Source organism: Enterococcus sp. AN402 (assembly GCF_040719405.1).
Taxonomy (GTDB): domain Bacteria; phylum Bacillota; class Bacilli; order Lactobacillales; family Enterococcaceae; genus Enterococcus; species Enterococcus faecalis.
Map to the genome: position 1 here is coordinate 708,278 of NZ_JBFDTM010000004.1, position 13,124 is coordinate 721,401.

General features: G+C 38.1%; 14 protein-coding genes and 1 tRNA gene. 14 read left to right on the forward strand and 1 reads right to left on the reverse strand.

The window, feature by feature from the left end; translation table 11 throughout:
* Positions 1-88: 88 nt before the first annotated feature.
* The 12 genes from AB1I62_RS04795 (at position 89) to AB1I62_RS04850 (ending at position 8,674) form a co-directional block, all read left to right on the forward strand.
* Positions 89-406 (forward strand): PTS sugar transporter subunit IIB, encoded by a 318-nt coding sequence (locus AB1I62_RS04795; protein WP_002355913.1) that lies wholly within the window; start codon positions 89-91, stop codon positions 404-406.
* A gap of 141 nt (positions 407-547) precedes the next feature.
* Entirely contained in the window at positions 548-2,011 is a 1,464-nt protein-coding gene (locus AB1I62_RS04800; protein WP_002364646.1) for a PTS sugar transporter subunit IIC, read from the forward strand.
* Positions 2,012-2,054: 43 nt separating this feature from the next.
* Complete coding sequence (locus AB1I62_RS04805; protein ID WP_002355915.1) at positions 2,055-2,273, forward strand: hypothetical protein; 219 nt, start codon at positions 2,055-2,057, stop codon at positions 2,271-2,273.
* 13 nt (positions 2,274-2,286) lie between these two features.
* Positions 2,287-2,487: a DUF3188 domain-containing protein gene (locus AB1I62_RS04810; RefSeq protein ID WP_002355916.1), complete on the forward strand. Its 201-nt coding sequence runs from the start codon at positions 2,287-2,289 to the stop codon at positions 2,485-2,487.
* Positions 2,487-2,897, forward strand: a complete 411-nt coding sequence (locus AB1I62_RS04815; RefSeq protein ID WP_002355917.1) for a DUF3284 domain-containing protein — start codon at positions 2,487-2,489, stop codon at positions 2,895-2,897. Before AB1I62_RS04810 ends, AB1I62_RS04815 begins: the two co-directional genes overlap by 1 nt.
* Before the next feature lie 275 nt (positions 2,898-3,172).
* On the forward strand, positions 3,173-3,499 hold the full coding sequence (locus AB1I62_RS04820) for a PTS sugar transporter subunit IIB (RefSeq protein ID WP_002355918.1): 327 nt from the start codon (positions 3,173-3,175) through the stop codon (positions 3,497-3,499).
* Positions 3,500-3,521: 22 nt separating this feature from the next.
* A complete protein-coding gene (locus tag AB1I62_RS04825) occupies positions 3,522-3,842 on the forward strand; it encodes a PTS lactose/cellobiose transporter subunit IIA (RefSeq protein WP_002355919.1) in 321 nt (106 codons plus the stop codon).
* A 65-nt stretch (positions 3,843-3,907) separates the two neighbouring features.
* A complete protein-coding gene (locus tag AB1I62_RS04830; protein ID WP_002355920.1) occupies positions 3,908-5,185 on the forward strand; it encodes a PTS sugar transporter subunit IIC in 1,278 nt (425 codons plus the stop codon).
* An 83-nt stretch (positions 5,186-5,268) separates the two neighbouring features.
* Complete coding sequence (locus AB1I62_RS04835; RefSeq protein ID WP_002355921.1) at positions 5,269-6,663, forward strand: glycoside hydrolase family 1 protein; 1,395 nt, start codon at positions 5,269-5,271, stop codon at positions 6,661-6,663.
* 57 nt (positions 6,664-6,720) lie between these two features.
* A complete protein-coding gene (locus tag AB1I62_RS04840; RefSeq protein WP_002355922.1) occupies positions 6,721-7,914 on the forward strand; it encodes a GNAT family N-acetyltransferase in 1,194 nt (397 codons plus the stop codon).
* Positions 7,915-8,234: 320 nt separating this feature from the next.
* A tRNA-Arg gene (locus tag AB1I62_RS04845) sits at positions 8,235-8,308 on the forward strand.
* Positions 8,309-8,341: 33 nt separating this feature from the next.
* On the forward strand, positions 8,342-8,674 hold the full coding sequence (locus tag AB1I62_RS04850) for a putative quinol monooxygenase (RefSeq protein ID WP_002355924.1): 333 nt from the start codon (positions 8,342-8,344) through the stop codon (positions 8,672-8,674).
* 113 nt (positions 8,675-8,787) lie between these two features.
* Here AB1I62_RS04850 and ppdK read toward each other — a convergent pair whose 3' ends face one another.
* Positions 8,788-11,433, reverse strand: coding sequence for a pyruvate, phosphate dikinase (ppdK, locus tag AB1I62_RS04855; protein ID WP_016622306.1), 2,646 nt, complete (start codon positions 11,431-11,433; stop codon positions 8,788-8,790).
* A gap of 169 nt (positions 11,434-11,602) precedes the next feature.
* Here ppdK and AB1I62_RS04860 point away from each other — a divergent pair, with 169 nt between their 5' ends.
* On the forward strand, positions 11,603-12,232 hold the full coding sequence (locus AB1I62_RS04860; protein ID WP_002355926.1) for a helix-turn-helix transcriptional regulator: 630 nt from the start codon (positions 11,603-11,605) through the stop codon (positions 12,230-12,232).
* 12 nt (positions 12,233-12,244) lie between these two features.
* Positions 12,245-13,057, forward strand: coding sequence for a pyruvate, water dikinase regulatory protein (locus tag AB1I62_RS04865; RefSeq protein WP_002355927.1), 813 nt, complete (start codon positions 12,245-12,247; stop codon positions 13,055-13,057).
* Positions 13,058-13,124: the final 67 nt, after the last annotated feature.

The following is a 13,124-nucleotide window of genomic DNA, read 5'->3' on the forward strand; positions in this document are numbered from 1 at the left end:
TCAGTATTTTAATGAGGGGAAAACTTGGCACAATTATTGCTATAAATAAAGTGTATAACATCATAACTTTTAAGGAGATGAAGAAAAAATGGCAAAAAAAACAATTATGTTAGTTTGTTCCGCAGGAATGAGCACAAGTTTATTAGTAACAAAAATGCAAAAAGCAGCAGAAGATCGTGGCATGGAAGCAGACATCTTTGCAGTATCGGCTTCTGAAGCAGATACAAACTTGGAAAATAAAGAGGTGAATGTTTTACTTTTAGGTCCACAAGTTCGTTTCATGAAAGGGCAATTTGAACAAAAATTACAACCAAAAGGGATTCCTTTAGATGTAATTAACATGGCAGATTATGGCATGATGAATGGCGAAAAAGTTTTAGATCAAGCAATCTCATTAATGGGATAAGGAATTAAAACGTTTAGGAAAAGTGAATAGCAAACAAGGATAGTGCATGTTACCAAAGGTTTTGTTTTGTACGCTCGATTCATTCGTTTAATGAGGCTACTGCCTTTTTAATAAATATAAATGGATACAGGAGGAATAAAAATGAACGGATTAATGGCATGGATGGAAAAATATATCTTACCAACTGCCGCAAAAATTGGTGCACAGAAACATCTGGTGGCACTAAGGGATGCTTTTATTGGTACATTACCTGCGACAATGGCTGGATCAGTCGCCGTAATGATTAACGCAATTATTCGAGATCTTCCCCAAGAGTTTGTCTCAACTTATGCGGCAAGTTTGGAAGCAGACAAAGGTATTTTTGCAGTATTGAATGTCATCATTGGGATTAATGGTTTTGTTTGGAATGGTACATTGGCTATCGCTGGTTTGATTTTCGCTTTTTCTTGGGGCTATAACTTAGCGAAAGCATACAATGTGAATGAGCTAGCTGGTGGGATTGTCAGTTTAGCTACCTTAATTTCAGGTGTTGCTTTTGCACCAAATAACACAGCTGAATTAGCTGTAAAAGTGCCAGAAAAGATTGCCAACGCAATTAATGGGGCAGAAATTGGTGCGTCAATTGCTAATAATCAATTGACTGTCAATCCATGGGGTTGGTTAAATCTCAACCATCTAAATGGTAACGCTTTCTTTACAGTGATGATTATGGGCGCTTTATCAACCATTATTTTTTGTAAATTAATGCAAGCGGATTTAACAATAAAAATGCCTGATTCTGTACCACCAGCAGTTTCAAAAGCGTTTGCGGCAATTTTACCAGCAACAATCGCATTGTATGTCGTAGCAATTATTAACTTTACGGTGTCAAAACTTTCAGGCGGTCAATTATTAATTGACTTAATTCAAAAATATATCGCGGAACCGTTCCTTGGGTTATCACAAGGACTAGGCGCTGTGTTAATCGTAACGGTTTTTGTTCAAATTTTCTGGTTCTTTGGTATTCACGGTCCAAACGTTTTGGCACCAGTTCTTGAAGGAATTTGGGGACAAGCACAATTAATCAATATTGATATTTTCCAAAAAGGTTATGAAGGAAAAACAGGAACAGCTGCGGTTTTAGCCGCTATTGACGACGGTAAAGCCTACATGTGGGTCCGTGGTTCGTTTGATGCTTTTGCTTGGTTTGGTGGTTCAGGCGGTACAATTGTCCTAATTATTGCAATCTTGTTATTCTCCAAACGAGCAGATTATTTAACAGTTGGTAAATTATCATTAGGACCTGGGATCTTTAATATCAATGAACCGATTATGTTTGGTTTACCAGTTGTTCTGAATCCAATTATGTTTATTCCATTTGTAATTGCGCCATTAGTTGCTACTACAATTGGCTGGGTTGCAACGTATCTTGGGCTAGTCGCCCCAGTTTCTCAACAAGTCGCATGGGTGACACCGCCGTTGCTATTATCTTTCTTAGCGACAGGTGCCGACTGGCGCGCACCAATCGTAGCGTTGGTATGTATGGTAGTCACTTTCTTGATTTGGACACCGTTTGTTATCGCTGCTAACAAAATGGATCCTGCATTAGGCGAAAGTGAGCAATAGGCAATAAAAACAGCAATTACTTGTATAGAAAGGAGCGAGCAGCATGATTTCGATTGCAAGTGCAATGAAGCAAGAGGAAATTATTACTTTATTAGAGGCATATCAAGGGGAAAATGAAACATTTACTTTTAAAGAAAAGAATGGTATTAAGTTATTTTTTGAAGTTGAAGGAGACCCTGAAACTGCTGCACAAGTTGCAAAACAGCTGATTAAGGAACAACCTTGGGGTGGCGTTTTATACTTCCAAGCAACGGTAGTCTAAAAAGATAGGATGGATGAAAATGATTAGAAATGGATTATTTTTATGTAGTATTGGCTTCTTGATTGTTTTGTATTCGTTGAATCCCAGCTCCTTAAACTATGATTTATTAAGTCTGACAACGGGGATTTTTTTCATTGGACTTGGTGGTTACCTGTTTTTTAAAGGAAAAAAAGTTGCTGAAGAAGAGGCGACAAAGGATGAGGTGAAACGGTAATGGAAATTACGAAAACATTAACTATTTCAGCAGATGAATTTTACACGCAATTAATGAATTCTGTTATTTTTGATATCCGTAAGCAAACAGGCAAAACTCTTACAAGAAAGCAGTTGCGTAAGTTTGAATACATCAAAGAATATAGTAAAAATAGTCGCGCGAAAATAGTTATTGAAGAAGCTGTAGAAAATAAGACCTATCAATTTCGAACATCCACAACTAAAAATGATTTCTCGGTGCGGTATGAGCTCCAGCCAATTGATGAAAAAAGCTGTGAACTGCGTTATACAGAAACAATGGTTTCTTATGGGGCGTTACAAAAACTGAATGATGCAGTATTAGGTATCTTTTTAAGTTATTTTAAAAAGAAACAGTTTTATAAAATGCTTAAAATGATGGAAACTGCTTAAAGGGAAAAAGCGGCTTTTGTCCAGTTGATTCTCTTCAGCTTTAGAAAGTGAGCGATGAGTCGTTTCGACTTATCGCTCACTTTTTTTTGTGGCCCTATTATTTTGGAAACGCACACAAAAAAGCTGTGTGTAATCGTTTTATTTTTAGTGTGTACACGCTTTCCATGTTGAAAAACGTTGTCATATCAAGGTTTTCAATGTGTTAAAACTTGGCACGCTTCTTGCTTATATAAAGGTGTAAAGCAAAACAAAGAGAATTTAGGAGATGAAGGAAAATGGCAAAAAAAACAATTATGTTAGTTTGTTCCGCAGGAATGAGCACAAGTTTATTAGTAACAAAAATGCAAAAAGCAGCAGAAGATCGTGGCATGGAAGCAGACATCTTTGCAGTATCGGCTTCTGAAGCAGATACAAACTTGGAAAATAAAGAGGTGAATGTTTTACTTTTAGGTCCACAAGTTCGTTTCATGAAAGGGCAATTTGAACAAAAATTACAACCAAAAGGGATTCCTTTAGATGTCATTAACATGGCGGACTATGGCATGATGAATGGCGAAAAAGTTTTAGATCAAGCAATTTCATTAATGGGATCATCAAACTAGAGCAGAAAATGGGGTAGAGGTAATGGACGGACAACAGAACTTAGAAGCAATCATGGGTTTAATCATGTATGGCGGAAATGCTAAAAGCGATGCAATGGAAGCGATTGCCGCAGCAAAATCGGGGGATTTTGAATTAGCAGACAAAAAAATTGCAGATGCAGAAGAATCACTTGTACATGCACATCATTCGCAAACAGGAATGTTAACAGAAGAAGCAAAAGGCAATAACATGCAAGTAACATTGTTAACAGTGCACAGTCAAGATCATTTAATGACTGCGATTGCATTTACAGATTTAGCAAAAGAAATTATCGATCTTTATCGCCGTATTGATAACGAGTAATCTCGTTGTCAATGCGTCTTATAAGAAAAACGCGCTTGAGAAAGCGTTAATTAGGAGGAATAACAATGGACGGATTTGTTCAATGGATGGAGAAACACTTTATGCCGAAAGCGTCAGTTATCGCAGCGCAACGGCACTTGGTAGCAATTCGTGACGCGTTTGTCGTAACGATGCCATTAATGATTTTAGGGGCTTTGGCGGTATTAATTAATAATATTCCAATTCCAGGATATGAGGACTTTTTAAACAAAATTTTCCCAATGATGTATAACGATGCACCAATTTGGAAAAGCTTTGGTGGTAACATTTGGAACGGTACATTCGCAATCTTTGCCGTTTTAGTAGCCTTTTTAGTAGCACACAATTTAGTTAAATCTTATGGAAAAGACGGCATTGCAGCCGGTACAGTTTCTGTAGCTTCATTCTTCGCAGTTGGCGGCTTAGAAGGTATGGGCGCAACTGGATTATTTATTGCTTTGATTATTGCACTTATTTCAGGAGAACTATTCCAACGTTTATCTGGCAATCCTAAATTAGTTATCAAAATGCCTGATGGTGTACCACCAGCAGTAGCAAAATCATTTGCGGCATTATTACCAGCAATGATTACAATCAGTTTATTTAGTTTAATCACATCAATTCTATTTGCTTTAGGAATTGACAATATCGTTATTTCATTCTATGAAGCAGTTCAACAACCATTTATGGGACTTGCAAACAGCTACCCATCAGCATTATTGTTAGCTTTCATTACACCATTCTTATGGTTCTTTGGTTTACATGGTGCCAACATGGTTGACCCATTAATGCAAACAATCAACGTACCAGCGATTGATGCGAACATTAAAGCTTTAGAAGCAGGTAAAGCAATTCCTTATATTGTAAACAAACCTTTCTTTGATTCATTTGTAAACTTAGGTGGAACAGGGGCAACATTAGGTCTGTTAATTGCTATCTTTATCGTTGGTCGTCGTAACAAACCATACAAAGTCATTACAAACTTAAGTTTAGCACCAGGACTATTTAATATTAATGAACCAGTCATGTTCGGTTTACCAATTGTTTTAAACCCAATTATGTTTATCCCATTCATTTTAGTCCCAATGGTTCTTGTAACTGTTGCGTATGTGGCGACAGCAACTGGTTTAGTACCAGCTGCAACCTTTATGCCACCTTGGGTAACACCACCAATTATTGGCGGATTTTTAGCAACGAAGAGTATCGCCGGCGGAGTTTTAGCAGCTGTTAACTTATTGATTTCTATTTTGATCTACATGCCTTTCGTAAAAGTAGCAACAGATCAATACTTGAAACAAGAAGCAGCCGCAGAAGCAGCTGAGTAAAAAATCGAAGGATTGAATCGTCCGGACTCTTACGGAGGGTTCAATCCTTTTTTTAATGATTAAATCGTAAAGGAGCAAATAACATGAAATATCAATTTCCAGAAAATTTTTGGTGGGGTTCTGCAGCCAGCGGTCCTCAAACAGAAGGCGTTTTTGAAGGTGATGGTAAAGGTCAAAATATTTGGGATTTTTGGTATCAAGAAGCGCCAGAAAAATTTTTTCAACAAGTCGGTCCAGATAAGACCTCACAATTTTATAAAAAATACCAAGAAGATATTCAGTTAATGAAAGAAACGGGACATAACTCTTTTCGAACATCCATTCAATGGAGCCGTTTAATTCCAGATCCTACAACAGGAAAAGTCAATCAAACAGCAGTTGATTTTTATAATCAAGTCATTGATGATTTATTAGAACACGGGATTGAGCCCTTTATGAACTTGTATCATTTTGATATGCCGATGGTACTTCAAGAAAAAGGCGGTTGGGAAAGCCGTGAAGTGGTTGATTTGTATGTTGACTTTGCCAAAACCTGTTTTGAATTGTTTGGCGATCGCGTGAAAAAATGGTTTACGCACAATGAACCAATTGTACCAGTTGAAGGTGGTTATCTCTATGGCTGGCATTATCCTGATAAAGTGAATCTAAAAGAAGGGATTCAAGTACTCTATCATGAAGCTTTAGCTAGTGCCAAAGCGATTGCCGTCTATCACTCTATGAACTTATCAGGTGAAATTGGCATTATTTTAAACTTAACGCCGACTTATCCTCGTGATGAGCACAACGAAGCCGATGTAAATGCGGCTAAATTTGTCGATGGTTTCTTTAATCGTTCGTTTTTAGACCCGGCTGTTAAAGGTCATTTTCCAGAAGATATGGTTGCTTGGGCGAAAGCAAATGACTTATTGCCAGAAACAACGCCAGAAGATTTAGCAATAATTGCTGAAAATACTGTGGACTTATTAGGAGTAAACTACTATCAACCACGTCGTGCCAAAGCAAAAGAAACACCTGTTGAAACACGACCAGAAGGCTTACTTCCAGAAGATTTTTATGATGTCTACGATATGCCTGGCAAAAAAATGAATCCTTACCGTGGCTGGGAAATCTACGAAAAAGGTATTTATGATACATTAATGAATTTAAAAGAAAATTATGGCAACATTCGCTGCTACATTTCAGAAAATGGCATGGGCGTAGAAGGAGAAGAACGCTTTGTCAATGAACAAGGAGTCATTGAAGATGATTATCGGATTGAATTCGTGCAAGATCACTTGAAATGGGTGCACCAAGCGATTCAAGAAGGTAGTAATGTTCAAGGATATCATATGTGGACGTGTATGGATAACTGGTCTTGGCTCAATGCCTATAAAAATCGTTATGGCTTCATCGCTGTGGATTTAGATGATGATGCGAAACGGACCATTAAGAAAAGCGGTCGTTGGTTCAAAGAAATGACAGCAAATAACGGCTTTTAGAAAGAGAACCGTTTCTGTGATAAAATGAATTGATACAATGTGCGAGGAGGAAAGAAAATGACAACTAAAAGAGTCAAAAAAATGGGCAAAGAAGAAATGAAAGAGATGTTTGATCTTGTTATCTATGCTTTTAATCAGGAACCCACGGCGGAACGCCAAGAACGTTTTGAAAAATTGTTGTCACATACGCAAAGCTATGGCTTCCTAATTGATGAGCAGTTAACAAGTCAAGTGATGGCGACACCTTTTCAAGTGAATTTCCATGGTGTCCGCTATCCCATGGCTGGAATTGGCTATGTGGCTTCTTATCCAGAATATCGTGGTGAAGGCGGCATCTCTGCTATTATGAAAGAAATGTTGGCTGATTTAGCGAAACAAAAGGTTGCCCTTTCTTACTTAGCACCGTTTTCATATCCATTTTATCGTCAATATGGCTATGAACAAACATTTGAACAAGCAGAGTATACAATTAAAACGGAAGATTGGCCACGTGTTAAACGAGTTCCGGGTACCATTAAACGAGTTTCTTGGGCTGACGGTAAAGAGGTCATTAAAGACGTATACCTTGAAAATCAAAGAGCGCACTCTGGTGGTGTGATCCGTGAAACTTGGTGGCTGGATTATACGCTGAATCGTGCAAGTAAACCAAATAATCAAGCGATTTATTATTCGTCAGAAGGGAAAGCAGAAGGCTATGTGATTTATCGGATAGCTGCTGGCACCTTTGAAATCGTAGAATGGAACTATTTAACTAATACAGCTTTTAAAGCTTTAGCTGGGTTTATTGGCTCACATAGTGGTTCCGTTCAATCGTTCCATTGGATTAATGGTTTTGCTGGAAAAGATTTAAATGATTTAATGCCAACGCCAGCAGCTTCTGTAAAAATTTTACCTTACATGATGGCACGAATCGTTGAGTTACAAACATTTCTGGAAAAATATCCATTTCAATCAGGAGAAAAAGAAACGTATTCTTTAGAGATTGAAGATTCCTATGGGCCATGGAATGAAGGCATTTGGACAATCACAATTGACGAACAAGGAAAAGCAACAGTGACTAAAGGTGCTGCGGAAAAAGAAGGGACTGCTGCTTTGAAAGCAGATATCCAAACGTGGACGCAACTATTCTTGGGCTATCGTTCAGCAGAGACGTTATCTTTTTATGAACGCTTGCAAGGAGACGCAACGACAGCTCAACGTTTAGGACAACGTTTAGTCAAAGGCATGCCAATTTTAGAAGATTATTTTTAAAAGTGTGTTTATTCGCAAAAAATGACAGAACCTACTATAATAAAAATGTAAAAAGAATTATTTTAGAAAGGTGATGGGGACAATGGCGAAAACGAAACAAGAAAAAGTTGCACGCAATAATAAAATTGGGCAATATATAGCTATTGCGACAGGACTTTATTATTTAGGAAAAATGATTCTTGATCGGCGGCAAAAAAAATAATAGATAAACGAACGACGTGTTTCACTGAAAGAAAGTATCTCGCATAATTATTTATGCAGGATACTTTCTTTTTGTCTATTGACAGATGTAGTGAAGACTTCTAAAATTAAAACAGATTGTTCTCGTAGCTCAGTAGGATAGAGCAACCGCCTCCTAAGCGGTAGGTCGCTGGTTCAATTCCAGTCGGGAACGTAAAAAGGCAAGTAAATTTAGGGGGGAAGACAGATGGCGATTACTATAAATATTTATTATAGTGGGACAAATGGAGGTGCAAGAGAATTTGCCAAAGAAATGATTGCCAGCGGAATTGTAGAGGCGATTCGTGCAGAAAAAGGGAATAGTCGCTATGAATACTTTTTTCCAATGGACGATGAAGAAACAGTTCTGCTGATTGATAGTTGGACAGATCAGGAAGCATTAGACAAACACCACGCTTCTCCAATGATGACCCGTATTACGGAACTTAGAGAAAAATATGATTTGCATATGAAAGTAGAAAGATATGTATCAGATGTAACAGACCCCTTGACAAAAGATGCCGCGTTTATAAGAAAATAACCAGAGTACAATCATTGATCTTAAAATTTAGTGCTAGGAACATCAAGCGTTTCGACTGATGTTCCTAGCACTTTTTATCTTGTAAGGATGAATCATTTGTTACACACGTTAAATTAAAGAAGGACCATTTGTTCTTCAGTCACAGCCGGTTCGGTTAAAATTTTGGCTTGGGCAGCTGCGAGTTTCGCAATAGGTACCCGATAAGGTGAGCAAGAGATGTAGTTTAGGCCAAGTGTTTGGAAAAATGTGATGGATTGCGGATCACCACCGACTTCTCCACATACGCCAATACTCATGTTTGGTTTAGTACGACGCGCTTTCTCTACAGCTAATTGAATCAGTTGACCAACACCTGTTTGATCTAGTGATTGAAACGGATCTTGGGTAATGATTTTCTTTTCCCGATACGTATTAATGAATTTACCGATATCATCACGAGAAAAACCATAGGTCATTTGTGTTAAATCATTTGTTCCAAAGCTGAAAAAGTCTGCTTCTTCTGCTAACTGATCCGCAATCAGACAAGCTCTAGGTAGTTCAATCATTGTCCCGATTTCGTAAGGGAAAGGAGTCATTTTATGTTCTTCAAAGAGACCGTCAATCGTTTCTTTTAAAATGCGTTTGAGATAGAGAAGTTCTTCTTTTTCGGCGATTAGAGGAATCATCACTTCTGGATAAACAGTAATTCCTTCTTTGACTAATCGAATGGCACTAGTAAATAAGGCTGTAACTTGCATTTTGTATATTTGTGGTTGGGTCACACCTAAGCGACAACCACGATGGCCCAACATTGGATTGGTTTCTTGTAACCGTTCAATTTGTTTGGCGATGGTCACCGGGAACCGTTGTAGTTGCTTCGCCAATAATTGAATATCATTCTTTTCATGAGGTAAAAACTCATGCATCGGCGGATCTAACAAGCGGACCACCATGGGTTTGTCTTGAACTACTTTCAGCATTTGATAAAAGTCTTCCTGTTGAAAATGAAGAAGTTGCTCCAACGCATAGGTTGCTTCCTTTTCAGACTCTGCTAAAATCAGGCGACGCATTTCCAAGACACGCTCTTCACCGAAAAACATATGCTCTGTTCGCGCTAAACCAATCCCCGCTGCGCCAAAACGGATAGCAGTCTCTAAATCTTGTGTAGTTTCTGCATTGGCACGAACAGTTAAATCAGCATATGCATCTGCCCAAGACAAGAGCTCTTGAAGGTCATCGTTATTATCAGCAGAAATTGTAGGAATTTCGCCAAGATAAATTTCCCCCGTTGAGCCATCGACGGAAATGATTGTTCCTTCTAAGATGACCTGTGGCCCGCAGTGTAGTTGTTTGGCTTCTTCATTGACGGTTAAACTTTCACAACCAGTCACACAGCAAGTTCCCATTCCTCGTGCGACCACAGCGGCATGAGAAGTCATTCCGCCACGACTGGTCACGATTGCTTCGCTTACAACCATGCCTTCAATATCTTCTGGTGAAGTTTCTTGACGAACAAGAATGACTTTCTTTCCTAGATTGGTCAGTTCTTTGGCTTTTTCTGCTGTAAAAACAATTTGGCCACTTGCTGCACCAGGACTAGCAGGAAGTCCCATAGCTAAACGTTCCATGTGTTGTCGTTTCTCTTGATCAAACACGGGATGAATTAATTGATCAATCGTATCAGGTGTCACACGCAACAGTGCTTCTTGTTTAGTAATGCGATTTTCTTTGGCTAAGTCTAAAGCAATTTTAACCGTAGCTGCGGCGGTTCGTTTCCCGTTTCTTGTTTGTAAAATATATAATTTTTCATTTTCAATGGTAAATTCAATATCTTGCATGTCACGATAATGATATTCTAAAAGTTCTGCGTAATGGCGAAAATCTTGATAAACTTTTGGCATAGTCAAACGTAAACGACGAATGGGTTCTGGCGTCCGAATACCAGCCACTACATCTTCTCCTTGCGCGTTCAAAAGAAACTCTCCAAACAGTTGATTTTCCCCTGTGACCGGATTTCTAGTGAAAACAACGCCAGTGCCACTGTCTAGTCCACGATTGCCGAAAACCATTTCTTGAATGTTGACAGCTGTACCTAAGTCATGTGCAATATGATGTAAGTTTCGATAAACCACCGCACGTTGATTATTCCATGAATCAAAAACAGCTTTGATTGCTTCAAAAAGTTGTGCGACAGGGTCTTGCGGGAAGACCACCTGATGTTGTTCAAAAACTTCTTGGTAGCGGACAATCAAGGCGAAATGATCTGCTTCTTGAAAAGCGGTAATTTTTTTGTTTAGCTCTTGTTCCAAGCGCTCTTTTTGTTGGTCAAATAATTCTTTGGGAATGTGATAGACGACGTCTCCAAACATTTGAATAAGTCGGCGATAACAGTCAAAAGCAAAACCAGGAGAGGTTAAGGTCGCAAATTTTTTCACACGTTGATCATTTAAACCTAAATTTAAAATAGTATCCATCATACCAGGCATCGAGAAGGCAGCACCGCTGCGAACGGAAACTAAGAGAATCTCATTGTCCGCGGTAAAAGATTTGCCTGTTTCAGTTTCTAGATTTTTAACCGCTTTCAAAATTTCTGATTGTAAGTGTTCTTCAAAGAAAGTAGCATCTGCCAAATAGTCCATACAGCAACGGGTTGTAATCGTGAATCCTTGTGGAATCGGCAAACCTAAGCGTGTCATTTCTGCCAAGTTTGCCCCTTTACCACCAAGAGTCTCTTTACCTTCATTGTGTGTTTCGTTAAAAGAATAAATAAACTTTTTCATGCGTGACCTCCGTTTAATATGTGTCTTATATGTTCAATAAACATCATAATAGACGGAAATAAGTTTGTCAATAGAAAAAGTTTCTTGTCAATATGTTGAAAAAACAATAAATATGTGTATAATTGTAAGCGAATGCACAATTTGTTTAAGAGGAATTGAGGAGGAAATGATGAAATTAAGTAAACGACAAGAGCAAATTATCGCTGTTGTAAAAGAGCATCAGCCAGTTAGTGGTGAACGCATTTCGGACATACTAGCCGTTTCACGTGCGACATTGCGTTCTGATTTGTCTTTTTTAACACTTTCAGGAATTTTAAAAGCAAGTCCGAAAGTTGGGTATACTTACGAAAGTGATAATATGGAGGCTTTTTTCTTTTTTGATGTTTTTCAAACAAAAGTTCAGGAGATCATGAGTCCACCATTGATGGTTGCCCAAGACACCTCAATTCGAGATGCGATTACCAACTTATTTATGTATGATGTCGGTTCTCTTTATGTCATGGATGAAGCAAAAGAATTATTAGGGGTTTTGTCACGAAAAGATTTATTACGGGCCTCTTTAAATACAAATATTGATGGCACACCTGTTGCTGTTTGTATGACAAGAGTGCCACATGTGAAAACCTGCACACCAGAATTTACTATTCTTGAAGCTGCTGACACTTTGCAAAAATACGAAGTGGATTCTTTGCCAGTCGTTGAAAAAGAAAATCCTAAAAAAGTTATTGGAAAAATTACGAAAACGAAAATTTTAACCTATATTACGCAACAAGCGAAAGAAGCCGCACAAAACAGATAAGGGAGCTTAATTATGAAAAAAGAGATCATTGTTTATACTATTTCCGATTCACTTGGAGAAACATCACAAAAATTGTTAGCTGCAGCAAGCGCACAATATCCAGATATTTCTTTTCTTAATCGATACAATTTTTCTTTTGTCACAACAGAAGAAGAATTATTAGAGATTTTAAAAGATGCCTTAAAAGATAAAGCCTTAGTTGTCAGTACATTAGTCAGTAAACAACTAATCACAGCGGCGAAAGAATTTAGTGAACGAACAGGGTTGTTATATTTAGATTTAATGGCGCCATTTTTTGAATTAATTCAAGCGAAAGCCGGAGTAGATCCTATTGAAGAGCCTGGACGACGCCACCAACTAGATCGTGCCTATTTTGATAAAATCTCAGCGATTGAATTTGCTGTAAAATATGATGATGGCAAAAATCCTCAAGGGTTTCTTGATTCTGATATATTGTTGTTAGGCGTTTCGCGGACCTCAAAAACGCCAGTCAGTATGTATTTAGCGAATCAAGGCTACCGCGTTTCTAACTTACCATTAATTCCAGAAGTTCCATTGCCGCCAATTTTGGAAGAAATGGATCCACAAAAAATGATTGGTTTAGTTTGTTCGCCAGAAACATTAGGACAGATTCGTAGCAGTCGGTTGGCTTCCTTAGGTTTAGGTAATGAGACCAGTTATACCAATGTTGAACGGATTGAACAAGAATTAGCTTATGCTGAAGAAATTTTTGCGAAGTATGGCATCCCAGTGATTGATGTAACCGCAAAATCTGTCGAAGAAACAGCCTTTTTAATTAAAGAAAAACTAGATGAAAGAAATTAAAAAGCTTGGCAACCTCACTAAATTTCAGTGAAGTTGCCAAGCTTTTTATACTTAATTGGGATTCTTT

Coding starts and splice junctions, on each gene's coding strand:
- AB1I62_RS04795 (WP_002355913.1), top strand. CDS start 89: ATGGCAAAAAAAACAATTATGTTAGTTTGTTCCGCAGGAATGAGCACA.
- AB1I62_RS04800 (WP_002364646.1), top strand. CDS start 548: ATGAACGGATTAATGGCATGGATGGAAAAATATATCTTACCAACTGCC.
- AB1I62_RS04805 (WP_002355915.1), top strand. CDS start 2,055: ATGATTTCGATTGCAAGTGCAATGAAGCAAGAGGAAATTATTACTTTA.
- AB1I62_RS04810 (WP_002355916.1), top strand. CDS start 2,287: ATGAAAATGATTAGAAATGGATTATTTTTATGTAGTATTGGCTTCTTG.
- AB1I62_RS04815 (WP_002355917.1), top strand. CDS start 2,487: ATGGAAATTACGAAAACATTAACTATTTCAGCAGATGAATTTTACACG.
- AB1I62_RS04820 (WP_002355918.1), top strand. CDS start 3,173: ATGGCAAAAAAAACAATTATGTTAGTTTGTTCCGCAGGAATGAGCACA.
- AB1I62_RS04825 (WP_002355919.1), top strand. CDS start 3,522: ATGGACGGACAACAGAACTTAGAAGCAATCATGGGTTTAATCATGTAT.
- AB1I62_RS04830 (WP_002355920.1), top strand. CDS start 3,908: ATGGACGGATTTGTTCAATGGATGGAGAAACACTTTATGCCGAAAGCG.
- AB1I62_RS04835 (WP_002355921.1), top strand. CDS start 5,269: ATGAAATATCAATTTCCAGAAAATTTTTGGTGGGGTTCTGCAGCCAGC.
- AB1I62_RS04840 (WP_002355922.1), top strand. CDS start 6,721: ATGACAACTAAAAGAGTCAAAAAAATGGGCAAAGAAGAAATGAAAGAG.
- AB1I62_RS04850 (WP_002355924.1), top strand. CDS start 8,342: ATGGCGATTACTATAAATATTTATTATAGTGGGACAAATGGAGGTGCA.
- ppdK (WP_016622306.1), bottom strand. CDS start 11,433: ATGAAAAAGTTTATTTATTCTTTTAACGAAACACACAATGAAGGTAAA.
- AB1I62_RS04860 (WP_002355926.1), top strand. CDS start 11,603: ATGAAATTAAGTAAACGACAAGAGCAAATTATCGCTGTTGTAAAAGAG.
- AB1I62_RS04865 (WP_002355927.1), top strand. CDS start 12,245: ATGAAAAAAGAGATCATTGTTTATACTATTTCCGATTCACTTGGAGAA.